The organism is Paraburkholderia sejongensis (assembly GCF_020880815.1).
GTDB classification, from domain to species: Bacteria; Pseudomonadota; Gammaproteobacteria; order Burkholderiales; family Burkholderiaceae; genus Paraburkholderia; species Paraburkholderia sejongensis.
This window is the reverse complement of record NZ_JAJITD010000002.1, coordinates 24,059-49,090: the sequence shown is the minus strand read 5'-3', so window position 1 is coordinate 49,090 and position 25,032 is coordinate 24,059. Positions and strand designations below refer to the sequence as shown.

At 65.9% G+C, this 25,032-nt stretch carries 22 protein-coding genes and 1 tRNA gene; 17 read left to right on the top strand and 6 right to left on the bottom strand.

Annotation, left to right across the window (positions count from 1 at the left end; all coding sequences use genetic code 11):
* Nucleotides 1-61: 61 nt before the first annotated feature.
* The 3 genes from LJ656_RS03775 to trxB form a co-directional block, all read right to left on the bottom strand.
* Complete coding sequence (locus LJ656_RS03775; protein ID WP_230507949.1) at nucleotides 62-721, bottom strand: glutathione S-transferase family protein; 660 nt, start codon at nucleotides 719-721, stop codon at nucleotides 62-64.
* 129 nt (nucleotides 722-850) lie between these two features.
* Nucleotides 851-1,618 carry a Smr/MutS family protein gene (locus tag LJ656_RS03770; protein WP_230507948.1) on the bottom strand — a complete coding sequence of 256 codons (768 nt, stop codon included), beginning with the start codon at nucleotides 1,616-1,618 and terminating at the stop codon, nucleotides 851-853.
* A gap of 152 nt (nucleotides 1,619-1,770) precedes the next feature.
* Nucleotides 1,771-2,772, bottom strand: coding sequence for a thioredoxin-disulfide reductase (gene trxB / locus LJ656_RS03765; protein ID WP_230507947.1), 1,002 nt, complete (start codon nucleotides 2,770-2,772; stop codon nucleotides 1,771-1,773).
* Nucleotides 2,773-3,130: 358 nt separating this feature from the next.
* On the opposite strand from trxB, the gene LJ656_RS03760 reads away from it, so the two are divergent.
* The 4 genes from LJ656_RS03760 (at nucleotide 3,131) to LJ656_RS03745 (ending at nucleotide 7,208) form a co-directional block, all read left to right on the top strand.
* Entirely contained in the window at nucleotides 3,131-5,440 is a 2,310-nt protein-coding gene (locus tag LJ656_RS03760; RefSeq protein WP_230507946.1) for a DNA translocase FtsK, read from the top strand.
* A gap of 112 nt (nucleotides 5,441-5,552) precedes the next feature.
* Nucleotides 5,553-6,284: an outer membrane lipoprotein chaperone LolA gene (gene lolA / locus LJ656_RS03755; RefSeq protein WP_230507945.1), complete on the top strand. Its 732-nt coding sequence runs from the start codon at nucleotides 5,553-5,555 to the stop codon at nucleotides 6,282-6,284.
* 297 nt (nucleotides 6,285-6,581) lie between these two features.
* Nucleotides 6,582-6,812: a hypothetical protein gene (locus LJ656_RS03750; protein ID WP_230507944.1), complete on the top strand. Its 231-nt coding sequence runs from the start codon at nucleotides 6,582-6,584 to the stop codon at nucleotides 6,810-6,812.
* 168 nt (nucleotides 6,813-6,980) lie between these two features.
* Complete coding sequence (locus tag LJ656_RS03745) at nucleotides 6,981-7,208, top strand: hypothetical protein (protein ID WP_230507943.1); 228 nt, start codon at nucleotides 6,981-6,983, stop codon at nucleotides 7,206-7,208.
* 138 nt (nucleotides 7,209-7,346) lie between these two features.
* Here the strand turns inward: LJ656_RS03745 and cytX are convergent, their stop codons facing one another.
* Complete coding sequence (gene cytX, locus LJ656_RS03740) at nucleotides 7,347-8,663, bottom strand: putative hydroxymethylpyrimidine transporter CytX (protein ID WP_230507942.1); 1,317 nt, start codon at nucleotides 8,661-8,663, stop codon at nucleotides 7,347-7,349.
* A gap of 154 nt (nucleotides 8,664-8,817) precedes the next feature.
* Here cytX and LJ656_RS03735 point away from each other — a divergent pair, with 154 nt between their 5' ends.
* From LJ656_RS03735 to LJ656_RS03725, 3 genes are all read left to right on the top strand, one after another.
* Nucleotides 8,818-10,131, top strand: coding sequence for a replication-associated recombination protein A (locus LJ656_RS03735; protein WP_230507941.1), 1,314 nt, complete (start codon nucleotides 8,818-8,820; stop codon nucleotides 10,129-10,131).
* 131 nt (nucleotides 10,132-10,262) lie between these two features.
* Complete coding sequence (serS, locus tag LJ656_RS03730) at nucleotides 10,263-11,558, top strand: serine--tRNA ligase (protein WP_230507940.1); 1,296 nt, start codon at nucleotides 10,263-10,265, stop codon at nucleotides 11,556-11,558.
* Between the two features lie 213 nt (nucleotides 11,559-11,771).
* Nucleotides 11,772-11,862 (top strand) — tRNA-Ser (locus tag LJ656_RS03725).
* Between the two features lie 162 nt (nucleotides 11,863-12,024).
* Here the strand turns inward: LJ656_RS03725 and LJ656_RS03720 are convergent.
* The gene (locus tag LJ656_RS03720) at nucleotides 12,025-13,566 is read right to left on the bottom strand and encodes a methyl-accepting chemotaxis protein (RefSeq protein ID WP_230507939.1); all 1,542 of its coding nucleotides are present in this window, start codon (nucleotides 13,564-13,566) and stop codon (nucleotides 12,025-12,027) included.
* Nucleotides 13,567-13,896: 330 nt separating this feature from the next.
* Here LJ656_RS03720 and LJ656_RS03715 point away from each other — a divergent pair, with 330 nt between their 5' ends.
* The 10 genes from LJ656_RS03715 to minE all read left to right on the top strand — a co-directional run bounded on the left by LJ656_RS03715 (nucleotide 13,897) and on the right by minE (nucleotide 23,358).
* On the top strand, nucleotides 13,897-14,340 hold the full coding sequence (locus tag LJ656_RS03715) for a (2Fe-2S)-binding protein (protein WP_230507938.1): 444 nt from the start codon (nucleotides 13,897-13,899) through the stop codon (nucleotides 14,338-14,340).
* Complete coding sequence (locus LJ656_RS03710) at nucleotides 14,321-16,624, top strand: xanthine dehydrogenase family protein molybdopterin-binding subunit (RefSeq protein ID WP_230507937.1); 2,304 nt, start codon at nucleotides 14,321-14,323, stop codon at nucleotides 16,622-16,624. Before LJ656_RS03715 ends, LJ656_RS03710 begins: the two co-directional genes overlap by 20 nt.
* Before the next feature lie 85 nt (nucleotides 16,625-16,709).
* A complete protein-coding gene (locus LJ656_RS03705; protein WP_230507936.1) occupies nucleotides 16,710-17,054 on the top strand; it encodes a c-type cytochrome in 345 nt (114 codons plus the stop codon).
* A 183-nt stretch (nucleotides 17,055-17,237) separates the two neighbouring features.
* Nucleotides 17,238-18,311: a porin gene (locus LJ656_RS03700; RefSeq protein ID WP_230507935.1), complete on the top strand. Its 1,074-nt coding sequence runs from the start codon at nucleotides 17,238-17,240 to the stop codon at nucleotides 18,309-18,311.
* Nucleotides 18,312-18,334: 23 nt separating this feature from the next.
* Nucleotides 18,335-19,327, top strand: coding sequence for an AraC family transcriptional regulator (locus LJ656_RS03695; RefSeq protein ID WP_230507934.1), 993 nt, complete (start codon nucleotides 18,335-18,337; stop codon nucleotides 19,325-19,327).
* A 204-nt stretch (nucleotides 19,328-19,531) separates the two neighbouring features.
* Nucleotides 19,532-20,317: a type I methionyl aminopeptidase gene (gene map, locus LJ656_RS03690; protein ID WP_230507933.1), complete on the top strand. Its 786-nt coding sequence runs from the start codon at nucleotides 19,532-19,534 to the stop codon at nucleotides 20,315-20,317.
* A 177-nt stretch (nucleotides 20,318-20,494) separates the two neighbouring features.
* The gene (locus tag LJ656_RS03685; protein ID WP_230507932.1) at nucleotides 20,495-21,028 is read left to right on the top strand and encodes a GNAT family N-acetyltransferase; all 534 of its coding nucleotides are present in this window, start codon (nucleotides 20,495-20,497) and stop codon (nucleotides 21,026-21,028) included.
* 303 nt (nucleotides 21,029-21,331) lie between these two features.
* A complete protein-coding gene (gene minC, locus LJ656_RS03680) occupies nucleotides 21,332-22,168 on the top strand; it encodes a septum site-determining protein MinC (RefSeq protein ID WP_230507931.1) in 837 nt (278 codons plus the stop codon).
* A gap of 105 nt (nucleotides 22,169-22,273) precedes the next feature.
* Entirely contained in the window at nucleotides 22,274-23,089 is an 816-nt protein-coding gene (gene minD, locus LJ656_RS03675; protein WP_013088749.1) for a septum site-determining protein MinD, read from the top strand.
* Between the two features lie 14 nt (nucleotides 23,090-23,103).
* Nucleotides 23,104-23,358, top strand: coding sequence for a cell division topological specificity factor MinE (gene minE, locus LJ656_RS03670; RefSeq protein WP_008922443.1), 255 nt, complete (start codon nucleotides 23,104-23,106; stop codon nucleotides 23,356-23,358).
* A gap of 119 nt (nucleotides 23,359-23,477) precedes the next feature.
* On the opposite strand, the gene LJ656_RS03665 is transcribed toward minE, so the two are convergent.
* Nucleotides 23,478-24,875, bottom strand: a complete 1,398-nt coding sequence (locus LJ656_RS03665) for a chloride channel protein (RefSeq protein WP_230507930.1) — start codon at nucleotides 24,873-24,875, stop codon at nucleotides 23,478-23,480.
* Nucleotides 24,876-25,032: the final 157 nt, after the last annotated feature.

The window sequence follows — 25,032 nt, the reverse complement described above, 5'->3', positions numbered from 1 at the left end:
GACGCGCGTTGCGGCTGGCGCGGCTCATGGCTCGCGGCTTACGGCTCGCGGCTCGCCGCGTTCAATCGCGATCCGGCGCGCCCAGCGGAAACAGCGGCCGGTACGGCCGCGCCTCATCGACCGCCCGCGCGAACGACGGCCGCGCGAGCAGCCGCTGCCGGTACGCGCGCACGTGCGTGAACGCGGGATCGATCGGATGGGTCCAGTCGGCGTAGAACAGCGACGGCGCGGCGCCGCAGTCGGCGAGGCTGAAGCGTTCGCCGGCCGCCCATTCGCGTTCGGCCATGTGCTGGTCGAGCCATCGGTACGCGGTGTCGAGCAGCGCGCGGGCGTCGGCGACGCCGCGCGGGTCGCGCTCGGTGTCGGCGCGCAGGCTGTCGTACACGATCCGCTGCTGCGGGGTCGATATGTAGTTGTCGAAGAAGCGGTCCAGCGTGCGCACTTCGAGCGCGGCGCGCGGGTCGGCCGGCAACAGCGCAACGGGCCCCGGATACTCAAGGCCCAGATATTCGATGATGATGCTTGCCTCGACCACCGTGCGCTCGCCGTCGACCAGCACCGGGAAGCGTTTGAGCGGCCAGAGCGCGGCGAATTCGGCCATCACCCGCGGGTCGTCGTGCGCGAGCATGCGCATCTCGAACGGCGTGCGGTTTTCGTACAGCGCGATCAGGACTTTCTGGCAGTACGAAGAGAACGGGTGGGCATAAAGCTGCAAGGGCATCGCGATCACCTCTGTGGGTTGCACACTGCGTTGGAACAGCGTCGGCGACAACGCGCCGGCGCGCGTTGCGCGCATTGTCTGTTTACCCGACGACGAATGACCACCGCGAAAATCGACAACCCGGCCCGCTCAGCCCTTCGACTGCGCCCCATGCGCGGGCTGCGCGCCCGGCTGCAGCAGCACGACCACCGCGCCAGCGCCGCCATCGTGCGGGCGCGCCTGACAGAACGCGATCACCTCGGACTTCTGCACCAGCCACGCGCGCACCTTGCCCTTGAGCACCGGCTCCTTGCCGATCGAGCCGAGCCCCTTGCCGTGAATCACGCGCAGGCACCGCAGGCCGCGCTTCACCGATTCGCGGATGAATTCCGCGAGCGCCTCGCGCGCCTCCTCGCGACGCATCCCGTGCAGATCGATCTGCGCCTGCACGATCCAGTCGCCGCGCCGCAGCTTGCGCACGACGTCGCGGCTCACGCCGGGGCGGCAGTACGACAGTGTCTCGTCGGTTTCGAGCAGCACTTCGGGATCGAATTCATCGGAGATCGCTTCGTGCAGCACCGCTTCCTCGTCGAGCAGGGTCTGCACCGGCAACGGCGGCGGCGGATTGCGGGGCAGCGACGCGCGCGGCGGGACCGCCAGCGGCGCGACTTCACCGATTTCGCGACGGAACAGATCGGCGTCGGCGGCCGCTTCGCGCTGCGCCGCTTTGGCCGCTGCCTGCTCGCGCTCGCGGCGTTGCGCATCGCCCTTCAACGCGTCGCGCAACGCGCCGAGACCCGCGAGCCCCGCCGCGCGTTCGAGCCTGGGCGCGGCGGCCGGCGCGGCTGGGGCGGGTGCGGGCCGCGCGGCGGTTTGCGGGCGTTTCGGTTCGTTCGGGTGGGGCTGGTTCTTCGGCATAGCGGCGATACATGCGAAAAAGGTCGATCGGTGGGGTGGGCGCGACGGCGCTGCGAACGCAAAAAAGGCCGCCGGCTTTTCAGCCGCGGCCTTCTCTGGTGTTTCAAACAGCCGGGCAGCGCCCCGCCGTCATTTTACCGTCGCGCGGCGGTTCAACGCTCCGCTTCCGCGCTCATCGCGTGCTCGCCGGCCATCTCGTTGATGGTCTCGAGATAGCGCTGCGCGTCGAGCGCGGCCATACAGCCGGTGCCCGCGCTGGTGATCGCCTGACGGTAGATGTGGTCCTGCACGTCGCCGGCGGCGAACACGCCCGGCACGCTGGTCGCGGTCGCGAAACCGTTCAGGCCGCCCTTCGTGATGATGTAGCCGTTCTTCATCTCGAGCTGGCCTTCGAAGATGTCGGTGTTCGGCTTGTGGCCGATCGCGACGAACACGCCTTGCAGCGCGATGTCGGTCGTTTCGCCCGTTTGCGTGTGCTTGATGCGCAGGCCGGTCACGCCCGACTGGTCGCCGGTCACTTCGTCGAGCACGTGGTTCCACTTGATCTCGACGACGCCTTCCTTCTCCTTCGCGAGCAGGCGGTCGATCAGGATCGGCTCGGCGCGGAACTTGTCGCGGCGATGGATCACGGTCACTTTCTTCGCGATGCCGGCGAGGTACAGCGCTTCCTCGACCGCGGTGTTGCCGCCGCCGATCACGGCGACGTGCTGCTGGCGATAGAAGAAGCCGTCGCAGGTCGCGCAGGCCGACACGCCCTTGCCCATGAACGCTTCTTCCGACGGCAGGCCCAGGTACTGCGCCGACGCGCCGGTCGAAATGATCAGCGAATCACACGTGTATTCGCCCGAATCGCCGATCAGGCGGATCGGCTTTTCGTCGAGCTTGGCCGTATGGATGTGGTCGAAAATGATTTCGGTGTTGAAGCGCTCGGCATGTTCGAGGAAACGCGCCATCAGTTCCGGACCTTGCACGCCATTGGCGTCGGCCGGCCAGTTTTCGACGTCGGTGGTGGTCATCAGCTGGCCGCCCTGCGCGAGACCGGTGACGAGCACCGGCGCCAGGTTGGCGCGCGCCGCGTAGACCGCCGCCGTGTAACCGGCGGGACCGGAACCGAGAATCAGAACCTTGGCGTGTTTCGTTGCAGTAGCGGGCATGATCGAATCCTTGTACGGCGCGCGGTTCGCAACTGCGAAGCCGGGCGGTTTTGAGCTGAAACAGTAGATGGGTGTTAGTGCGCCATTATAAAGGGCGGGGCGGGCGGCTGCGCCATCAAGCTTTCCGATCGCCGCGATAGGGGCGCGGTGCAAGCCGGGCGCGCGGTTAGCCGGCACGGTCGTGGAGCAACGGCCAAGTTACCGTCATTTACAGCCTTGCGCGGGGCGCAGCGTTTACAATAGGCCGGATCGAATTTTCCGGTAGCCCGGAGCGGTCCGCAGCCGCGCGCGGCGCGGCGCCGCATCGCGCTCCCGGCGGCAGTTCGGCCTGAACCGGCTACCCCAGGCAACAGGATCAATGGCAAAAGCTCCTTATTCCGCGACCGCGCAGGCATTGCCGCATCGCATGTCGCGCCTCTTCACCGAAATCCGCTGGATTCTGCAGGTGGCGCTCGGCGTGTTCCTGCTGATGTCCCTCGTCAGCTACAGCAGACACGATCCGAGCTGGACCCATTCCGCGCAAACCGATCACATCGCCAACTGGGCGGGGCGGGTCGGCGCGCGCACGTCGGACGTGATGCTGCTGCTGTTCGGGCTGTCCTCCTACTGGTGGATCGTGCTGCTCGGCCGGCATATTTCCGCCAACTACAAACGCATCACCGGTCACGAAGAGCCGCAGGACGAAGCCGCGCCGCGCGGCGTCAGCTGGCTCGCGGATGCGTTCGCGTTCATGCTGGTACTGCTGTCGTGCAGCGGCATCGAAGCGTTGCGGATGTGGTCGCTCAAAGTGCAACTGCCGGGCAGTATGGGCGGGGTGGTCGGCGACGCGGTCGCGCGCGGCATCTCGCATGCGCTCGGCTTCACCGGCGGCACGCTCGCGCTGCTGCTCGGACTCGGTATCGGCCTGTCGCTGTACTTCCGTTTTTCGTGGCTGTCGGTGGCGGAAAAGGTCGGCGAATCGATCATCTCCGCGGTGACGTTCGCGAAGCTGCGCCGCGAAGCCGGGCGCGATCGCAAGCTCGGCGAAGCGGCCGCGGTCAAGCGCGAGGGCAAGGTCGAGAAGGGCCGCGTGCGGATCGAGGAGCATGAGCCGGTGGTGATCGTGCCGCCGCTCGCCACGCCCGCGAAGTCCGAGCGCGTCGAAAAGGAGCGCCAGGTGCCGCTCTTTACCGATCTGCCCGGCGACTCGACGCTGCCGCCCATTTCGTTGCTCGACCCCGCGCCCGCCGCGCAGGAAACCATCTCCGCGGATACGCTCGAATTCACGTCGCGGCTGATCGAGAAAAAGTTGAAGGACTTCGGCGTCGAAGTCAGCGTGGTCGCCGCGTATCCGGGGCCGGTCGTCACGCGCTACGAGATCGAGCCGGCCACCGGCGTGAAGGGCAGCCAGATCGTCAATCTCGCGAAGGACCTCGCGCGTTCGCTGTCGCTGGTGTCGATCCGCGTGGTCGAAACGATTCCGGGCAAGAACTACATGGCGCTCGAATTGCCGAACCAGCGCCGGCAGACGGTGAGCCTGTCGGAGATTCTCGGCTCGACCGTCTACGCGGATGCCGCGTCGCCGCTCACGATGGGTCTGGGCAAGGACATCGGCGGCAAGCCGGTGTGCGCGGATCTCGCGAAGATGCCGCACCTGCTGGTCGCCGGCACCACCGGTTCGGGCAAGTCGGTCGGTATCAACGCGATGATCCTGTCGCTGCTGTACAAGGCCAGCGCCGAACAGGTGCGGATGATCCTGATCGATCCGAAGATGCTCGAAATGAGCGTCTACGAAGGCATCCCGCATCTGCTGTGTCCGGTCGTCACCGACATGCGCCAGGCCGGTCATGCGCTGAACTGGGCGGTCGCCGAAATGGAGCGCCGCTACAAGCTGATGAGCAAGCTCGGCGTGCGCAACCTCGCCGGCTACAACAACAAGATCGACGAAGCGACCAGGCGCGAAGAGAAGCTGCCCAATCCGTTCAGCCTCACGCCGGACGATCCGGAACCGCTCACGCGTTTGCCGAACATCGTGATCGTGATCGACGAACTGGCCGACCTGATGATGGTCGTCGGCAAGAAGGTCGAAGAGCTGATCGCGCGGATCGCGCAGAAGGCGCGCGCGGCCGGCATCCATCTGATTCTCGCCACCCAGCGGCCGTCGGTCGATGTGATCACCGGCCTGATCAAGGCCAACGTGCCGACGCGGATGGCGTTCCAGGTGTCCTCGAAGATCGACTCGCGCACGATTCTCGACCAGCAGGGCGCGGAGTCGCTGCTCGGCATGGGCGACATGCTGTATCTGCCGCCGGGCAGCGGGTTGCCGGTGCGCGTGCATGGCGCGTTCGTGTCGGACGACGAAGTGCATCGCGTCGTCGACAAGCTCAAGGAACAAGGCGAGCCGAACTACATCGACGGCATTCTCGAAGGCGGCGTGAGCGGCGAGGGCGACGAAGGCTCGGCGGGAACCGCGTCCACCGATGGCGAGTCGGACCCGTTATACGATCAGGCGGTCGACGTGGTGCTGAAGAACCGTCGCGCGTCGATCTCGCTGGTGCAGCGGCATCTGCGCATCGGCTACAACCGGGCGGCCCGTCTGCTCGAACAGATGGAGAATTCGGGCGTGGTGTCGGCGATGTCGTCGAACGGCAATCGCGAGATTCTGGCGCCGGCGCGCGAAGCCGAATAAGCGGCGTTCGTTGCGGCCGCAACGTCCGGCGTTGTGGCTCACCGCCAGGTCGATCCAGATATCGACGCACGCACCGGCCCCGGTTCCGAATTCAATCAACGGAGAAAACCCTATGCAAGCAATCGCGCAGCAGTACGCACGAGAGCGTCAAACCGGCCGTCTCGGCCAGCTCATGCGCCGCGTCGCGCGGGGCGCCGGCAGCGTGGCGATCGGCGCGTCGCTGCTGGTTGCGTCGCACGCATTCGCGAGCGGCACCGAGCAACTGAAGGCATTCGTCGCGCAGGTCCATTCGGCGCACGGCAACTTCGTGCAGCAGGAAGTGCACGCGCCGAGCAAGGCGCAGAACGCGAGCGGCGCGTTGTCCACCGCGAATCCGAACAAGCCGACCACCTCTAGCGGCACGTTCACGTTCGCGCGGCCCGGCAAGTTCATCTGGCAATACGAGAAGCCGTATGCGCAACTGCTGCAGGCCGACGGCGACAAGCTCTACGTGTACGACAAGGACCTGAACCAGGTCACCGTGCGCAGCCTCGGCAACGCGCTCGGCGCGAGTCCCGCGGCGATTCTGTTCGGCAGCAACGATCTCGACAAGAACTTCACACTGCGCGACGCGGGCGTGAAGGCCGGCATCGACTGGCTCGAACTGACGCCGAAGGCGAAGGACACGCAATTCGAGCGCGTCGGCATCGGCTTCAAGGACGGCAATCTCGAAGCGATGGAGTTGCACGACGTGTTCGGCAACGTGACGCTGTTGACGTTCTCCAACATCCAGAAGAATCCGCAATTGCCGGCCAACGCGTTCAAGTTCACGGTCCCGAAAGGCGCGGACGTGATCAACGGCTAGGCGAAGTTGCTGGCGCCGGGTGCCGGCGCTGCAGCGGTGGCCGATCGAACCGCGCTTTCGGGCGCGGTTTTTTTTGCGGGCAGAAAATCCCACTCCAGCAACTCGCGCGATCCTGCAAGCGTAATTGTTTAGTGCGAGACTAAGCGAAATGCGAAGGGCTGCGCCCGTCGTCGACGCGCCTGATTATTTTTAGGCAGCATTCTCTAACAATTTTTTGCTGCAACGCAACAAAATAACGCATACACTGGGGAAGGAGTAGTCGCTTTGAGTGTTTTGCAAAAAGGGGTGAGGCATGTCATGAACACGACTTCGTCACATGAACTGAATGGGTCTGCGTCGCTGCATGTATTCGAGCAGGAAGGCGGATGGCATTGGGGTATTACGGTTCCGCGCTCGCTGGGCAGCGGCTTCAAGGTCGTCGCTTATAGCGACAAAACCTTTATCGATGAGGCCGAAGCCCATCGGGAAGGTAATCAGGCGCTCGAGCGTTTCGCCGATGCGCCGGCCGAGGCATTCGGCCCGCAATAACGCGGATATCGCCAGAAAAACGCCATCCCATTTCCGGGCCTGCTGGCGTAGTCTTCGCAAAAGATCGATCGGTAATAAGTTCATATGCAAAAAGATTGCATATTTAATTGACTTCCGCGAGGTCAAAGGGATAATGACCGTCCCTTTTTTAGACATATCGCGCTTACTTTGACCTTCGCGGAATATGAAACCACGCACGTGTTGAGCGTGGAATTAGATGGCGTGAATTACGCCGGAACGTATCGCGTGATGACGGATACCGTCGTCGTCCACTTCGAAAACGAAACCAGATTCGCTTCCTACGCGCCGAACCGGCCGGAGACCGTCGCCCGCTGGCTGCTGACGGACCTGTGCCGCAAGGTCGAATCGCGCCGGCGCAAAGCGGCGAAGAATTAGCCCGGTATTATTACGGGCGCCGCGGTGTCGGTTATCGCCGGACACTGAATGATTCGGCGAATAAAAAAGACCTGCAAATGCAGGTCTTTTTTGTTTTCAGGCGTCACGCGAACCAGTCGCGTTTAATTCGATGCGCGCTCACGCATACGCGGTTTTGCGCGCCGACACGAACACGAAGTAGCACAGCGCGCCGATCGCGAGCGACGGCAGCGTGGCGCCGAGGTTCGGCAGCCACTGGTTGATCACCTGATACGACGCAATGCCGATCGCCCACGCGACGAACGCGCTCAGATGCCAGCCGCCCGAGAAGCCATAGCGGCCGCGCACGTCGCCGAGCACGGCGGCGTCGATGCGGCGCTTGCGCACGACGAAGTGATCCATCAGCACCACGCCGAACAGCGGCGCGAACACCGAGCCGATCAGCAGCAGGAAGTTCTGATACTTGGCCATCGGCACCAGCAGCGCGATCAGCGTGCACAGCGCACCGAATGCCGCCGACAGCAGCGGCACGCTCGCGCGCGTCCAGAACGTGCCGGTCGACACCGCGGCCGAGTGGATGTCGGCGAATGCGTTGTCGATCTCGTCGATCAGGATCAGCAGCAGCGCGAGGCCGCCGCCGGCCTGCGCGAGCGCGCTCGTCAGCAGCGCATCGCCGCCGCCCGCCGCGAGGCCGTAGACCGCGCCGAGCGCGTAGAACCAGATGTTGGCGATCCCGTAGCCGGCCAGCGTGCCGCGGAAGGTCTCGCCGGCGCGGCGGCCGAAGCGCGTGTAGTCGGCGATCAGCGGCAGCCACGATAGCGGCATCGCGACCACGAGGTCGATCGCGCCGCCGAACGGCATCTCGCCGGTGCCGGGACGCTGCATCATCTCAGCGAGGTTGTGGCGCGCGAGCAGATTCCACGTGAGCCACGCGGCGCCCGCCAGCAGCAGCCAGATGCCCCACTTGCGCAGAAAGCGCCGCACGAACGACAGAGGGCCGCTGATCGCGAGCAGCGTCGCGAGCAGGCCGAAGATCACGGTCCACACGAGCGGCATCGACAGACCGAATGCCTGCTTCGCGAGCGCGTCGGCGGAATCGCGCATCACGATCACTTCGAACGAGCCCCAGCCGACCAGCTGGACCATGTTCAGCACCGCCGGCACCGAGGCGCCGCGCACACCGAGCGTGGGGCGCAGCGACGACATCGCCGCGAGCCCGGTGTCGGTGCCGATCACGCCGGCGAGCGCGAGCAGCACGACGCCGATCACGCTGCCGAGCGCGATCGCGAGCAATGCGTGCGGCAGCGACAGCCCCGGCACCAGCAGCGCGCCCGCCTGCGCGACGAGCAGGCCGATGCCGAGCGAGAACCAGAGCGCGAACGCGTCGCCGGTGCGGAACGCGCGGCGCGCTTCGGGCACCGGCGTGAGCGGCGCGTAGGTGGAGCCGGCATCGCCGGCGACTGAGTCTTGAGCCATCTGAGGTTGTTCCTGTTGGTGTTGCGGTGAATCCGTGCCGGCTCTCGCGCGTACGCGGTCACTGTCATAATGCAGGACGTTGCCCCGCGCCTGCGCGGACCGTGTCCGCCAGCGCCCGGAAAAGCCGGAAAGCCGAGATTATCCCCAAAACGTCATGTTTGAAGAAACCCGTGCCAATGTTCCGCTCGCCGAACGCCTGCGGCCACGCAATATCGACGAAGTGATCGGCCAGACGCATCTGCTCGGCCCGAACAAGCCGCTGCGGGTCGCGTTCGAATCCGGCGAAGCCCATTCGATGATCCTGTGGGGCCCGCCCGGCGTCGGCAAAACCACGCTCGCACGCTTGATGGCCGATGCGTTTCACGCGCAGTTCATCGCGTTGTCGGCGGTGCTGTCGGGTGTGAAGGATATCCGCGAGGCGGTCGAGACCGCGCAGATTCATCGCGCGAACGGCCATCAGACGCTGGTGTTCGTCGACGAGGTGCATCGCTTCAACAAGAGCCAGCAAGACGCGTTCTTGCCGCACGTCGAGTCGGGACTGTTCGTGTTCGTCGGTGCGACGACCGAGAATCCGTCGTTCGAAGTCAACAGCGCATTGCTGTCGCGCGCGGCGGTCTACGTGCTCAAGAGCCTGACCGATGACGAGCAGCGCGAACTGCTCGAGCGCGCGCAACGGGAACTGGGCGGCCTCACGTTCACCGACGAAGCGCGCGCCGCGCTGATCGGTTCCGCCGACGGCGACGGCCGCAAGCTGCTGAACAATCTCGAGATCGTCGCGCGCGCGGCCGCGCAGCAGAAGACCACCGAGATCGACGGTCCGCTGCTCGGCAGCGCGCTGGCGGAAAACCTGCGCCGCTTCGACAAGGGCGGGGACGCATTCTACGACCAGATCAGCGCGCTGCATAAGTCGGTGCGCGGCAGCAACCCGGACGGCGCGCTGTACTGGTTCTGCCGGATGCTCGACGGCGGCGCGGACCCGCGTTATCTCGCGCGCCGCATCGTGCGGATGGCGTGGGAGGACATCGGTCTGGCCGATCCGCGCGCCGCGCGCATCACGCTCGATGCCGCCGAGACCTATGAGCGCCTGGGCACGCCCGAAGGCGAACTGGCGCTCGCGCAGGCGGTCATCTACCTGGCGGTCGCGCCGAAGTCGAATGCCGGCTACAACGCGTACAACGAGGCGCGCCGCTTCGTCGGCAAGGACCAGTCGCGGGCGGTGCCGGTGCATCTGCGCAACGCGCCGACCAGGCTGATGAAGGAACTCGGCTACGGTCACGAGTACCGTTACGCGCACGACGAACCCGATGCGTACGCGGCCGGCGAGACCTATCTGCCGGACGGGATGCGCGAACCGCATTGGTACGAGCCGACCCCGCGCGGGCTCGAAGGCAAGATCGGCGAGAAGCTCGCGCGGCTCGCCGAACTCGATGCGCGCTGGCGCAGCGAGAACAAGCCGAAAAAGGGCTAAGGCCGCAGCGTTGGTTCTCGCCGTGCAGCCGCGCGAGCGCGCGGTGCGCACCGGTGCGGCGGCGCTGCACCGGAGGCCCGTGCCGGTGCGCTAAAATCGCGGTTTCATACAACGAACATCCGTCCCATCCCATGCTCGACATCCAGCTGCTGCGCAAAGACCTCGACGGCGTCGCAAAGCGCCTCGCCGACCGCGGCTATATCCTCGACGTCGCGGCGTTCACCGCGCTCGAAGCGGAACGCCGCGATACCCAGACCCGTACCGAAGAACTGCAGGCGCGCCGCAACAGTCTGTCGAAGCAGATCGGCGCGATGAAAGGGCGGGGCGAAGACACGTCGGCGGTGATGGCCGAAGTCGGCGGTATCGGCGACGAGATGAAGGCGTCGGCGGTCAAGCTCGAAGACATCCAGAAGCGTCTGTCGGATCTGCTGCTCGGCGTGCCGAACCTCGCGCACGAAAGCGTGCCGGTCGGCACCGACGAAACCGGCAACGTCGAAGTGCGCCGCTGGGGCACGCCGCGCCAGTTCGACTTCGAGGTGAAGGATCACGTCGACGTCGGCGCGCCGCTCGGCCTCGATTTCGAAACCGGCGCGAAGCTGTCGGGCGCGCGCTTTACGCTGTTGCGCGGGCAGATTGCGCGGCTGCATCGTGCGCTTGCGCAGTTCATGATCGACACGCACACGCTGCATCATGGCTATACCGAGGTGTACACGCCGTACATCGTCAATCCGGACATTCTGTTCGGCACGGGCCAGCTGCCGAAATTCGCCGACGATATGTTCCGCGTCGAGAAGGGCGGCGACGAGAACACGGTCACGCAGTATCTGATTTCGACGTCGGAAATCTCGCTGACCAACACGGTGCGCGAGAGCATCGTCGAAGCGGGCGAGCTGCCGATCAAGCTGACCGCGCATTCGCCGTGCTTCCGCTCGGAAGCCGGTTCGTATGGCCGCGACACGCGTGGTCTGATCCGTCAGCATCAGTTCGACAAGGTCGAGATGGTGCAGATCGTTGCGCCGGAAAAATCGTACGACGCGCTCGAAGAGATGGTCGGCCATGCGGAGACGATCCTGCAGAAGCTGGAGCTGCCGTATCGCGTGATTACGCTGTGCACCGGCGACATGGGCTTCTCCGCCGCGAAGACCTACGACCTCGAAGTGTGGGTGCCGGCGCAGAACACCTATCGCGAGATTTCGAGCTGCTCGAATACCGAGTCGTTCCAGGCGCGACGGATGCAGGCGCGATATCGCAATGCACAGGGCAAGCCGGAGTTGCTGCATACCCTCAATGGTTCGGGTCTCGCGGTGGGCCGCACGCTGGTCGCCGTGCTCGAGAATTTCCAGAACGCCGATGGCTCGGTGACGGTGCCGGCGGCGCTGCGGCCGTACCTTGGTGGGGTGGAGCGGCTGGAAGTGCCGGCCGCCTGAAACAGTTGCTGGCCCGCGCGCAGACACTGACTGAGTGCCTGCCCGGCAGCGCCGGGTTCCTCTGACGGTGCGGCCACGGGCTTCCAGGTCTGCCAAAAATTTAAAAGTTTTTTCGGCGAGGGGCTTGGAAAACAGAATCGAACTGTTCTATAATCTTTTTCTCCCAAGCAGCGACCCGCTTGGATCCGACAAAGAAGTAAAGTTGGAATACCCGGAAAGGTGGCAGAGTGGTCGAATGTACCTGACTCGAAATCAGGCGTACGGTTTCCCCGTACCGTGGGTTCGAATCCCACCCTTTCCGCCAAAATTCATGAAAAAGCCCCGCAAGTGATTGCGGGGCTTTTTTGTTTTTGGTTGCTTGTACATCGATCCCGTTGGTCCTCGCTGTGGACCAACCTCATGGTCTGCGTGTGCAAGGAGCCGGGAAGCGGCGAGCCCAGAACTTATCTGGCCCACCGCACGGTTATCACCCCACCCGAAACCCCTCCATCACCTCCCTCAACCCCTTCGCCTGATCCGCCAGCGACGCAGCCGCCGCCGCACTTTCCTCAACCAGCGCCGCATTCTGCTGCGTGACCTCGTCCATCTGCGTAATCGCAATTCCCACCTGCTGGATCCCGTCGCTCTGTTCGCGCGACGCCTGCGCGATCTCGCCGACGATGCTCGTCACCCGCGTGATCGCCGCTTCGATCTGCTGCATCGTGCCGCCCGCGTCCTCGACGAGTCCCGCGCCGCGCTCGACCCTCGACGTCGAATCCGCGATCAACGCGCCGATCTCGCGCGCCGCGGCCGCCGAGCGTTGCGCAAGGCTGCGCACTTCGCCGGCCACCACCGCGAAGCCGCGTCCTTCATCGCCGGCGCGCGCCGCCTCGACCGCCGCATTGAGCGCAAGGATGTTCGTCTGGAACGCGATGCTCTCGATCGTGCCGATGATCCCGGTCATCTGCGCGGAGCCGGTGTGAATCGCGCGCATCGTTTCGATCATGCTGCCGACCGCGTCGCGCCCGTGCGCGGCGAGGTTCGACGCGCCGCGCGCGAGTTCGCTCGCCTGCTCGGCATTGCTCGCGTTCAACTGCACGGTCGCGGTCAGCTGTTCCATCGCCGACGCGGTTTCGCCGAGCGAGGCCGCCTGCTGCTCGGTGCGCTGCGATAGATCCTGATTGCCCACGGCGATCTGCTGCGTCGCCGACGCGATCGCGGTCGAGCCCGAGCGCACCGCCGCGACCGTCCCCAGCAGCCGCTCCTGCATCGCCGCCAGCGCGCGCAGCAGCGTGCCCATCTCATCGTTCGCATGCACGGCGGCGCGCGTGCTCAGGTCGCCCGCCGCGATCGCATCGAACTGCCGCAGCGCGCTCGCGAGCGGCGTCATGATCGCGCGACGCAGCGAGCGCCAGCTCACAAACGCGACCGCGAGCGCGAGCGCGATGCTGGCCGCGCAGGTCGCGAGCATCGCGTGAAACAGCGCGTTGGAACGCGCGCCGGCTTCGCTCGCCTCGCTGTCCAGGTAGCTCTCGAGCTTGCCCTGGCTCGTGTTCATCGCGGTGTACAGCGCGATCAGATGCTGCGCGCGGCTCTCGTCCATCCAGCCGGTGTCGCCGCCGCGGATCGCGTCGATCAATCGGTCGATGCCGTCGTGGCGCACCGCGTTGCGTTTCGCGTCGAGCTCGTCGGTCAGCGCGGCGAGCTCGCCGGCCTTCGGCAGCGCGCGAAACTCGGCCCAGCGACGGTCCGATTCCGCGAGCAGGGCGTTCGCGCGCTCGAGCTGCATCGCCAGTTGCGTCGAGTGCGGATTGGCCATCGCCCAGTCGAGCCCGAAGCGCGCCCGCGACATCGCGGTGCCCGACTTGCCCAGCGCGACCACCGACGCGTAGTGCACCGCATACGCGTCGCGCTGCGCGCGATTGCTTTCGGCCATGCCGACGATCCCGATCGCGCCGGTCGCGATCAGCAGCAGCGCGAGGAACGCGATCGTCGCGGCGATGCGGGCATTGAGCGTGAGATTTTTCATGAGAAGTGGCCGCCTCCATGGTTGCCGGAATAGCTAAAAGCGTTTCTTGTATGGAACAAATGGTCATCAAAGGAACATTTGTCCCTGTATATCGGCAGAGCAGCGCGGAGTATTTAGCCCGGAGGAGCGTCCTGCCGTAGCCCACAGGCGTTCCAGGGAAAACGCGAGTTTCGGCCGTTTTTGTGGCTTTTCAGTCACGCACGAGACGGACGGCAACTTTTTCGGGCGGCCGTGTCATTGCCGGACATTTCGTCCACCCCAAGAATTTGACCCATCGCGTCCGGCGTGACGGACACAGCGGGCGGCGATTTTCTGCAGGGGAGACCGAGCATGCAATTCACACTGAACGGAAAGCCGTTCGATTTCGATGGCGATCCCGACACGCCGCTGCTGTGGGTGATCCGCGACGCCGCGGCGCTCACCGGCACCAAGTACGGTTGCGGCATCGGCGCTTGCGGCGCGTGCACCGTGCATCTGGAAGGCGAGGCGACGCGTTCGTGCGTGCTGCCGGTATCGGCGGTGGCGGGGCGCAACATCACCACGATCGAAGGACTGTCGGCGGACATCTCGCATCCGGTCCAGCAGGCGTGGATCAAGCAGGACGTGCCGCAGTGCGGCTACTGCCAGTCGGGGATGGTGATGGCCGTCGCCGCGCTGCTCAAGCAGCATCCGCATCCGACCGATGCGCAGATCGACCAGGGCGTGACCAACCTGTGCCGCTGCGCGACCTATCACCGTATCCGCGAGGCCGTCCATGTCGCAGCCAATTCCTGAGCGCGCGGCGCAGCGCACGGCAGCGCAGATCGCCGGGCAAGGCGTCGATGAGCCGCGCCGTGCGAGCCGGCGCGCATTCCTGAAGCGCGGCGCGGCGAGCGGTTTCGCGATCGCCGGCAGCCTCGTGCTGCCGCTCGCGTGGAGCACTCACGGCGCGGCGGCTGAAGCGGCCGAAACAGCCGGAACTGCCGGAAGCGCAGCCCTCGCCGGCGCCGACGGCTTCCACGAAATCAACGACTGGGTGCGCGTCGATCCCGACGGCCGCACGATCATCGGCCTGTCGCAATGCGAGGTCGGCCAGGGCGTCTACACCGGCTTGCCGCAGGTGCTCGCCGACGAGATGGACGCCGACTGGCGCCGCGTCAGCGTCGAGTTCGTCACCGGCCGCGACGCGTACCGCATCTCCGCGGCGAACGAAATGCCGCAGCAGTTCGTCGGCGCGTCGATGTCGGTGACGATGTTCTACACGCGCTTGCGCACGGCTGGCGCGCAGGCGCGCGCGGCGTTTCTGAAGGCCGGCGCGCAGCATCTCGGCGTGCGCACCACGCAATGCACGGCAAAAAGCGGTCGCGTGATTCACGTGCAAACGGGCCGCTCGGTCGGCTATGGCGAACTGCTCGACGCGGTCGCGAAGCTGCCGCTGGACCCGCAGCCGCGTCTGAAGCCGCAGTCCGCGCATACGCTGATCGGCCAGCCGCTCGGCAAGCTCGACACGCCGCTGAAGGTCAGCGGCCGCGCGCAATACGGCGTCGACGTGAACGTGCCCGGCATGCTGAACGGCGCGCTGAAGATGGCGCCGACGCTGAACGGCAAACCGGTCGCCGTGCGCAATCGCGACGCGGTGCGGGCGATGCCGGGCGTCGTCGAAGTCGTGCAGGCGAAGGACGCGATCATCGTGGTCGCCGCGACCTACTGGCAGGCGAAGAAGGCCTGCGATGCGCTCGATGTGCAATGGGACGACGCCGCCACACCCGCCTTCGACAGCCCCACGATCCTCGCGCAGCGCAAGGCCGCGCTGATGTCGGAGCAGGCGGTCGTCGCGACGCGGATCGGCGACGCCGCCGCGCAGTTCGCCGCCGCCCCCGCTCACCGGCACACAGTGGTCGAAGCGGACTACCACACGCCGTACATCGTTCACGCGACGATGGAGCCGGTCAACGCGACCGTGCACGTGCGCGAGCACGAGATCGAAGTGTGGGGGCCGATCCAGGGGCAGGACAAGGTGCGCTGGACGCTCGGCGCGATTTTCAAAATGCCGGCCGACAAGGTGATCGTCAACACGACGTTCCTCGGCGGCAGCTTCGGGCGCAAGTACGTGCCCGACTTCGTGATTCACGCGGCGGTGGCGTCGAAGGCGGTCGGGCGTCCGGTCAAGGTAATCCGCTCGCGCGAGGACGACATCCGCCACGGCTTCTATCGACCCGGCGTGTCGGCGCGCATGCGCGCGGTGCTCGGCGCGGACGGCTATCCGCAGGCGATGCATCTGCGCGTGGTCGGACAGTCGCTGTACTGGGCGATCAAACGCGACTTCTACGAGAAAGCCGGCGGCTGGGACGAAACGATGCTCGACGGTCTGTACGACCTCGGCTATCGCGTGCCGAACCTGACGGTCGATTCGGTGACCGTCACGCAGCCGGTTCCGGTGAGCTTCATGCGCAGCGTCGGCAGCACGTCGAGCGTGTTCTTTCTCGAGAACTTCATCAACGAACTCGCGCATGCGGCCCATATCGATCCGCTCGCGTACCGGCGCACGCTGCTGCGCGACGATCCGCTCGCGTTGCGGGTGCTCGAACGCGCGGCGGCCAAAGCGGGTTGGTCGAGCAGGCCGGCGCCCGGCGTGCATCGCGGTCTCGCGTATTGCCTCTACACCGGGCGCGGCGGCGCGTTCACGACCTACGTCGCGGTGATCGTCGAGCTGCGGCTCGCGAACGGCAACGCGAAGCTCGAACGGGTGGTCTGCGCGGTCGACTGCGGCCGCGCGATCAACCCGATGCTGATCCGCCAGATGATGGAAGGCGGGATCGGCTTCGCGCTGACCAATACGTTCAGGAGCGAGATCACCTTCAAGGACCGCGCGGTCGAGCAGCAGAACTTCGCCGACTACCCGCTGCTGACGCTCGCGCAGATGCCGAAGGTCGAGGTGGTGATCGTCGACAGCGATCGCGCGCCGCAAGGTTGCGGCGAGGTCGTGTTGCCGCCGGTTGCGCCGGCGGTCGCTGAGGCGCTGTTCCACGCGAGCGGTACCCGTTTGCGCACGATGCCGCTGGAACAACCGCTCGCCTGAGCGGCTGATCCGTGACTCACGTTGCACCGATTCCCGATTCACCGTTTCCCGTCGCAGCTTCACCTTTACGAATAAAAGAGATCCCATGATTCGCCCACTGATCGTTCCTTTCGTTGCCGTTTTCGTCGCGACCGCGGTAAGCGCGGCGCACGCCGAGCCCGCCGTCGATGCCGCGCGCGCTCAGGACCTCGCCAGACAGCACGCGTGCTTCGGCTGCCACGCGATCGACAAAAAGCTGGTCGGTCCCGCGTATCGCGACGTCGCCGCCCGTTACGCGGGCAAGCCCGGCGCGCTCGCGACGCTGGTCGCGCACGTGCAGAACGGCAGCTCCGGCGTGTGGGGCGCGGTGCCGATGCCGCCGAACCGGCTCAGCGCCGCCGATGCGCAAACGGTCGTGCAGTGGATTCTCGCCGGCAGCAAAACCAACTGAGCGTGCGGGCCGATGTGACGCCATGGGCGTTCGCATTCGCGGCGCTCGGCGCGAGCGCCGGCAGCAGTGACAGGCCGCAGTAAACAACACAGCAAAAACCGCAGTAAAGAGCCGGGCCCGAGAGAAGGTCCGGCTCGCTTCCAGATTAATAAGTACAACTTTCAAACCGGCTTGGAGAATAACATGAAGAAGTTCTGCGCGGCAGCGGTGCTTGCAGGCACGGCGGGACTGGCGTTCGGCCAGAGCAGTGTGACGCTGTACGGTATCGTCGATACCGGCGTCGAGTACTACAACAACGCGGCCAAGGGCGGCAGCTTCGTCGGTATGCCGACGCTGACCGGCGAAGTGCCGTCGCGCTTCGGCCTGCGCGGCGTCGAAGATCTCGGCGGCGGCTACAAGGCCTTCTTCGTGCTCGAAAACGGTTTCGCGCCGTCGACCGGCGGCCTGAACTACGGCGGCCGTCTGTTCGGCCGCCAGGCGAACGTCGGCGTGACCAGCGACTACGGCACGCTGACCCTCGGCCGCCAGATGAACATGTCAATGTACGTGCTTCTCAATGCGGACGTGATCGGCCCGTCGATCCATTCGATGGCGAACTTCGACTCCTATCTGCCGAATGCGCGCAGCGACAACGCGGTCGGCTACCTCGGCAAATTCCGCGGCGTGACGGTCGGCGGCACCTATAGCTTCGGCCGCGACGCGGCGGGGCCGGCCGGTCCGTCGGCGACCAACTGCGGCGGTCAGGTGGCGGGCGATGCGCTCGCGTGCCGCCAGTACACCGCGCTGCTCGCGTACGACGCCGGCTGGGGCGGCGCGGCCGCGTCGTACGACGTGATGTATGGCGGCACCGGCGCGAGCGCGCCGCTCACGAGCCGCAACGACACCGACAAGCGCGTGGTGGTCGACGGCTACCTCACCTATCACGGCGGCAAGGTCGGCGCCGGCTGGATTCGCCGTAACACGTCGGCGGCCACGCACGCGCAAACCGATCTGTTCTTTCTCGGCGCGAACTACTTCGTGACGCCGGCGCTGTCGTTCGACGCCCAGGGCCTGCGCTATATCGTCCGCTCGCAGTCGAGCTCGACGATGGTCGTCGGCCGCGCGAACTATCTGCTATCGAAGCGCACCACGGTATATTCGTCGCTGGCGTACATGTTCAACAGCCCGCTCGCGGCCAATGCGGTGGCGGCGGCCGGCTCGGTGACGCCGGGCGCGAACCAGCTGGGCGTGATGGTCGGCATCCAGCAGCGCTTTTAATCACATCATGGGGTAGACGGGAAATGGCGGTGGACCTGCTTAGCGACACTCTCGCGGATCTGCGCGCGGACGCGGTCGTGACCGGCCATTTTTCGTTGACCGCGCCGTGGGCATTGCTGAAAGCGGCGGTCGACGGCGCGGCGTTTCGCACCGTGTTCGGCGATCCGTTCTACGTCATCGTCGAAGGGATGGAGCCGGTGCGCGTCGAGACCGGCGACTTCGTGCTGCTGCCGCATGGGCACGAGCACGTGCTGGCGTCGTCGCCGGAAATCACGCCGGTGCCGTTCGACAACCTGATGGCCGATCAGGGAATCCATCCCAGCTTCGACACGCCGCTGCACTTCACCGCGGGCGGCGGCGGCTCGGTCAGCGATCTGTACACGGGCATCATGACTTACCGCGAGGCGATGCGCAGTCCGCTGTTCAGCGTGCTGCCGCCGCTGATTCACGTGCGCGCGAACGACCCGGCGGTCGGACCGTGGCTTGCCGGCACGCTGATGGCGTTCATCCGCGAATCGATGGCCGCGCAGCCGGGCTGGGCGGTCGCCGCCGCGCGGCTCGCCGACGTGCTGTTCGTGCAGCTGCTGCGCGCGCATCTGGCCTCGGCGGTCAATCACACCGGCTGGCTGCGCGGGCTGATGGACCCGCAGGTCGGCAAGTCGATCGCGCTGCTGCACCGGCAGCCGGAGCGCGGCTGGACCGTCGAATCGCTGTCGGCGGCGGCCGGCATGTCGCGCTCGCGCTTTAGCGCGCGCTTCGTCGAACTGGTCGGCGAAACGCCGATCGGCCACCTCACTTCATATCGCATGTATCTGGCGAGCGGCGCGCTGCGCGACCCGCGGCGGCGGCTGATCGAGATCGCCGAGAGCGTCGGCTATGCGTCGGAGAAGGCGTTTATCCGCGCGTTTCGTCGCTGGTCGGGACTCGCGCCGAAACAGTACGCGCGCAATCTGCGCGATCCGTACGATATGGCGAAAAGCGCGGGCACGAACGCGCTGACGCGGCCCGGGACTTAACCAGAAAGACCCGCTCCCGGGCTCCCCGCCCGGCACCTGCGAACTGCCTCCTCTCCCGCTTTAGCCGGATTGCCCGCGGTGGCGCCGCGATCCTCTGTACAATTGCCCCAAAATCGCCCGGGCGGGCGGCGCTTGAGCGCTGCCGGGAATTCGGCCGGGCGGCTCGTTTCGCGCTTCGCCTCGCGCCTCACCCCGACTGAATTCATGGCCATTACCTACAAAACTCCCGACGATATCGCGAAGCTGCGCATCAGCGGCCGCCTCGCCGCCGACGTACTGGCGATGATCGGCGAACACATCAAGGCCGGCGTGTCCACCGACGAGCTCGACGCGCTGTGCCACGACTACATCGTCAATACCCAGAAAGCGATCCCCGCAAACGTTGGCTACCTGGGCTTTCCGAAGACAGTCTGCACGTCGGTCAACAGCGTGGTGTGCCACGGCATCCCGAATCGCAACGAGGTGCTGAAGGACGGCGACATCATCAACATCGATGTCGCGGTCATCAAGGACGGCTATTTCGGCGACACCAGCCGGATGTACTGCGTCGGCCAGCCGAGCCCGGTCGCGCGGCAACTGATCGATACGACCTACGAGGCGATGCTCGCCGGTATCCGCGAGGTGAAGCCGGGCGCGACGCTCGGCGACGTCGGCTACGCGATCCAGAAGGTCGCGCAGCGCGAAGGCTTTTCGATCGTGCGCGACTACTGCGGCCACGGCATCGGCAAGGTCTATCACGAGGATCCGCAGGTGCTGCATTACGGCCAGCCGGGGCAGGGCGTGCGCCTGAAGCCGGGCATGGTCTTCACGATCGAGCCGATGATCAACGCGGGGCGCGCCGGCACTTCGGTGCAACGCGACGGCTGGACCGTGGTCACCAAGGACCGCTCGCTGTCCGCGCAATGGGAGCACATGGTCGCGGTCACCGACACCGGCTACGAACTGCTGACGCCGTGGCCGGACGGCACCGGCCACTACGAGGCGCCGTAAGCGCACGGGCGCGGCGCGCGAAGTCAGCGTCGAGGCGGCCGGCAACGGCCGCCGTGCAGCTGGTTCGCGCCCGCGGCGAACACTTCGCGCGGCCGTCCGGTTCGAGCAAGAATAAATTGACTCGCCGGCCGGTTCGGTTAAAGCTACGCGTTAGGGTTTCCAGGGGTTTTTGTCTGCATGAGTCCGTCACTGACCGTTCGCCGCATCACTGCTGAGCAGGGCGCCGTTTTTCGCGAGCTCCGTACCGCATCGCTGCGGGAGGCGCCGTATGCGTTCGGCGCGACACTGGAGGACGCGTTGTCGGCCGACGCCGCCAGCTTCGACGCCACCGCGGCGGACCACGCGGTATCGCGTACCGCCGGCACGTTCATCCTGTACACCGAAGGTCATCCGGCCGGCCTGATCGAGGCGCGTCTCGATCAGGCCGGCGAGCATCGCGCGTTCGTTGGCGAACTGTGGGTCGCACCGGCCGTGCGTCATCTGCGCGGCGGCGAATTGCTGGTCGATACCGCGAGCAACTGGCTCGCCGCTGCGGGCGCGACCGAAATCTACGCGTGGGTGGCCGACTCGAACCGCAACGCGATGCGCTTTTACGAAGCGCTCGGCTTCGGTCCGGCCGGCGAGCACCGGCGCGTGCAGCGTGCGCCCGAGCAGGTCGAAAGCCTGCTGGTGTGGCACGTGCCGGCCGATTCGGGCGCGCCCGCAGAGTAACTCTTTGCGAGCGGCGCGCGGGCTGGGCCGGTTGGGTTCATCGTCGTGCAGCGCAGTTGCCGCTTGCTCTTCCGCGTCCGTTGCCGCTTCGGCGTCGGCTTCCGCTGCCGCTTCCACTTCCGCTGTTTGCGCAGCCGCTGCGTTCTTCTCCCGCCGCCTTCATCCCGTCCGTCACGCGTAGTGCCGGCGCACGTGTGACGCGCACGTCGACAGCTCGCTCACAAAACCGCTGATTTCTGCGGGAAAAAACCTGGCCGCGCGTGCGTACGCCTGTAAAATACGCAAAATTTTTTGCCGAACGCTATGTCGCCCAAGAAATCGCCCTTTTTCGAACTGCGCAGCGGCTCTGTCGACACGCTGATGTTCGTGGTCAAAACGACCGACCTCGATGCGATGCGTGCCGAACTGACCCGGCGCTTCGAGGCGACTCCCGAGTTTTTCGCTAACGACGTCGTCGCGATCGACGTGCGCCGCCTCGCCGGCAATGAGCGCGTGCCGCTCGCCGAGATCGCGCAATTGCTGGACAGCGTGCGGATGCGTCCGGTCGGCGTGGTCGCGAATGCGGAGCAGGGATGGGCGGCCGAGTCGGCGTTGCCGCTGCTCGAAGCGCGCGACCGCCGCGGCGCTCCCGCAAAGCAGGCCGATGAAGACGGCGCGACGCCAGCCGCCGCAGCGGACCAGGGCAACGCAGGCAACGCAGGCGACGCACAAGCCGCCGCCAACGCAAACGCGGCCACGGCAAGCGCCGCCGCGAGCGCACCCGCATCGAGCGACTCCCCCGAACCGGTGCGCCTCGCCACCTCGTCGCAAACGATGGTGGTCGAAAAGCCGCTGCGTTCCGGCCAACGCATCTACGCAAAGGGCGATCTGGTCGTGCTCGGGCTCGTCAGCTACGGCGCCGAGGTGATCGCCGAAGGCAACATCCATATTTACGCGCCGTTGCGCGGCCGCGCATTGGCCGGCGTGCAGGGCAATCACGACGCGCGCATCTTCTGCACGTGTCTCGAGCCGGAACTCATCTCGATCGCCGGCATCTATCGAACCACCGAGAACCCGCTGCCGGCCGACGTGCTCGGCAAGCCGGTGCAGATCTGGCTCGACCAGGAAAAACTGATGATCGAACCGCTGCGGCTCACGTAACGCGACGCATGGCGCGCGCTGCCGCGGGGCGATGGCGGCACGCGACGCCGCGGCGCAACGGGCCGCGCATCAATTGACGCATTTGACGAACACAAGGTAAGGGTAATGGCAAAAATCATTGTGGTGACTTCGGGCAAGGGTGGCGTGGGCAAGACGACCACGAGCGCGAGTTTTGCATCGGCCCTCGCATTGCGCGGCAGCAAAACCGCCGTGATCGACTTCGACGTCGGCCTGCGTAACCTCGACCTCATCATGGGCTGCGAGCGCCGTGTGGTGTACGACCTGATCAACGTGATCCAGGGCGAAGCGAACCTGAACCAGGCGCTGATCAAAGACAAAAAATGCGAGAACCTGTTCATCCTGCCGGCCTCGCAAACGCGCGATAAAGACGCGCTGACGATGGAAGGCGTCGAGAAGGTCATCAACGATCTGATCGCGATGGACTTCGAATACATCGTCTGCGATTCGCCCGCCGGTATCGAATCGGGCGCGCTGCTGGCCATGCACTTCGCCGACGAAGCGCTGATCGTGACGAATCCGGAAGTGTCGTCGGTGCGCGACTCCGATCGCATTCTCGGCATCCTGTCGTCGAAGACCAAACGCGCGATCGAAGGCAAGGAGCCGATCAAGGAACACCTGCTGATCACCCGCTACAACCCGAAGCGCGTCAGCGAAGGCGAAATGCTGTCGCTCACCGACATCCAGGAAATTCTGCGCATCGATCTGATCGGCGTGATTCCGGAGTCGGAAGCGGTGCTGCACGCGTCGAACCAGGGTCTGCCGGCCGTGCATCTGGACGGCACCGACGTGGCCGAAGCCTATAAGGATGTCGTGTCGCGTTTCCTCGGCGAGCAGAAATCGCTTCGCTTTGTCGATTACCAGAAGCCCGGGCTGCTGCAGCGCCTCTTCGGCACCAAGTAAGGGGGGCGCACGTAATGTCGATACTCTCGTTTTTGCTGGGCGAGAAAAAGAAGTCCGCGTCGGTAGCGAAGGAGCGCCTGCAGTTGATCATCGCGCACGAGCGCGCCGGCGGTCACGCGCCCGCCGATTATCTGCCTGCGTTGCAACGCGAACTGGTGGCCGTCATTTCGAAATACGTGAAGATCTCCGACGACGATATCCGCGTGAGCCTCGAGCGTCAGGACGATCTCGAGGTGCTCGAAGTGAAGATAGAAATTCCGCAGGCCTGAGCGGCGGAGTGTCGGAACGGTCGCGCTGCTGGCGCGGCCGTTTTGCTTTGTGCGCCGCGCGTGGCGCGGCGCGCGTCCCGCGTTGCGTTGCGTCGCGCTGCGCGTTTCTCGCGGGCCGGTTAGCGGCGCGGCGTCGCGGTGGCGTCGCCGCTTTCCGCCTGCGGTTCGAGCGGCTCGACCTGCGGCACTTCCGGTACCGGCGCGGGCACCGGCTGCGGCAGCGGCGCCATATAACGCTGCGCGAGCGATTCATACAGCGGCGGCGCGAACAGCCGCGCGACGCGGCTCGCAATCAACGCGGTGGCCATCAGCGAAATCACCAGCGCGTGGCCATCGATCATTTCCATCACGATCACGAACGACGTGATCGGCGACTGCGTGACCGCGGCGAGATAGCCGACCATCGCGAGCGCGATCAGCATCGGCAGTTGCATCGAGCCGAACACCATGTGCAGCAGATTGCCGAAGCCCGCGCCGATCGACAGCGACGGCGCGAAGATGCCGCCCGGAATGCCGGGCAGGTACGAGCCGACCATCGCGATCATCTTCAGAAACGGATAGAACACCGATAGCTGCTCGTGGCCGTCGAGCAGTCCGCGCGCCTCCGAATAGCCGCTGCCGAACGTGGTGCCGCCCGACGCGACGCCGACCACCGCGATCGCGAAGCCGCACAGCGCGGCGAACACGATCGGCCGCTCGCCGTGCAGCTGCCGCAGCGGCGCCGGCAGCCAGCGCGCGGTATTGAGCAGCAGCCAGCCGAACGCGCCGCCCGCGATGCCGGTGACGAGCGCGGTCAGCAGCACCGCCACCGCGAGCAGGTCGGGGAAATGCGCGCCGATCTGGATCGTGCCGAAATACGTGTAATTGCCGTTCAGCCCGAGCGCGATCACGCCGGCGATGATGATCGCGGTGATCAGCACGCCGCTCGCGCGCGCCTCGAAGCTGCGCGTCAGTTCCTCGATCGCGAACACGATCCCGGCGAGCGGCGTATTGAACGCGGCCGACAACCCGGCGGCGGCGCCGGCCAGCACCAGTTGCCGCTCGATCAACGCATTCGAGCGCGGGTAGAAGCGGCGCAGATTGAACATCAGCGCGGCGCCGACCTGCACGGTCGGTCCTTCGCGGCCGATCGTGAAGCCGCCGAGAATGCCGAGCAGCGACACGCCGATCTTGCCCAGCAGGATCCGCAGCGTGAGCAGCCGCTTGCCGGATTCGCTGGTGTTCGAATGCAAGGTCGCGATCACCTGCGGTATCCCGCTGCCCTCGGCGCCGCGAAAGAACTTGCGGGTGAGCCACACCGCGAGCGCGGCGACCGCGGGCGTGATCAGCAGCGGCGCCCACCGATAGCGCAGCATCACGTCGCGAAACGCGTCGTAGCCCCAGTCGATCAAACGCGCGTACAGCACCGCGACCAGACCGACGGCGATCGCGCCGAGCCAGAACACGCCGTATTGCCGCCACAGCCGTTTGGCGCGGCGCAAGAGAATGGAAGACTGGAAAGCGAAGGGCTGGGACATAGTGGATAGTGGGCGTCAGAGGGCGCGGTCAGTTTGCATCACAGCTGGAATGCGCGGGCGTTCTCCGCGCAAAACAGGCACTAGTGTAAGACCCGCGTCGCGAATCCGGCATATGAAGGGTTGATGAAATGTTTGAATGAAGGGAACTGTCAGCTGT

Coding starts and splice junctions, on each gene's coding strand:
- minD (WP_013088749.1), top strand. CDS start 22,274: ATGGCAAAAATCATTGTGGTGACTTCGGGCAAGGGTGGCGTGGGCAAG.
- minC (WP_230507931.1), top strand. CDS start 21,332: ATGTCGCCCAAGAAATCGCCCTTTTTCGAACTGCGCAGCGGCTCTGTC.
- LJ656_RS03770 (WP_230507948.1), bottom strand. CDS start 1,618: ATGCCGAAGAACCAGCCCCACCCGAACGAACCGAAACGCCCGCAAACC.
- map (WP_230507933.1), top strand. CDS start 19,532: ATGGCCATTACCTACAAAACTCCCGACGATATCGCGAAGCTGCGCATC.
- LJ656_RS03720 (WP_230507939.1), bottom strand. CDS start 13,566: ATGAAAAATCTCACGCTCAATGCCCGCATCGCCGCGACGATCGCGTTC.
- LJ656_RS03705 (WP_230507936.1), top strand. CDS start 16,710: ATGATTCGCCCACTGATCGTTCCTTTCGTTGCCGTTTTCGTCGCGACC.
- serS (WP_230507940.1), top strand. CDS start 10,263: ATGCTCGACATCCAGCTGCTGCGCAAAGACCTCGACGGCGTCGCAAAG.
- LJ656_RS03735 (WP_230507941.1), top strand. CDS start 8,818: ATGTTTGAAGAAACCCGTGCCAATGTTCCGCTCGCCGAACGCCTGCGG.
- trxB (WP_230507947.1), bottom strand. CDS start 2,772: ATGCCCGCTACTGCAACGAAACACGCCAAGGTTCTGATTCTCGGTTCC.
- LJ656_RS03715 (WP_230507938.1), top strand. CDS start 13,897: ATGCAATTCACACTGAACGGAAAGCCGTTCGATTTCGATGGCGATCCC.
- LJ656_RS03775 (WP_230507949.1), bottom strand. CDS start 721: ATGCCCTTGCAGCTTTATGCCCACCCGTTCTCTTCGTACTGCCAGAAA.
- LJ656_RS03700 (WP_230507935.1), top strand. CDS start 17,238: ATGAAGAAGTTCTGCGCGGCAGCGGTGCTTGCAGGCACGGCGGGACTG.
- minE (WP_008922443.1), top strand. CDS start 23,104: ATGTCGATACTCTCGTTTTTGCTGGGCGAGAAAAAGAAGTCCGCGTCG.
- cytX (WP_230507942.1), bottom strand. CDS start 8,663: ATGGCTCAAGACTCAGTCGCCGGCGATGCCGGCTCCACCTACGCGCCG.
- LJ656_RS03665 (WP_230507930.1), bottom strand. CDS start 24,875: ATGTCCCAGCCCTTCGCTTTCCAGTCTTCCATTCTCTTGCGCCGCGCC.
- LJ656_RS03760 (WP_230507946.1), top strand. CDS start 3,131: ATGGCAAAAGCTCCTTATTCCGCGACCGCGCAGGCATTGCCGCATCGC.
- LJ656_RS03685 (WP_230507932.1), top strand. CDS start 20,495: ATGAGTCCGTCACTGACCGTTCGCCGCATCACTGCTGAGCAGGGCGCC.
- lolA (WP_230507945.1), top strand. CDS start 5,553: ATGCAAGCAATCGCGCAGCAGTACGCACGAGAGCGTCAAACCGGCCGT.
- LJ656_RS03695 (WP_230507934.1), top strand. CDS start 18,335: ATGGCGGTGGACCTGCTTAGCGACACTCTCGCGGATCTGCGCGCGGAC.
- LJ656_RS03750 (WP_230507944.1), top strand. CDS start 6,582: ATGAACACGACTTCGTCACATGAACTGAATGGGTCTGCGTCGCTGCAT.
- LJ656_RS03710 (WP_230507937.1), top strand. CDS start 14,321: ATGTCGCAGCCAATTCCTGAGCGCGCGGCGCAGCGCACGGCAGCGCAG.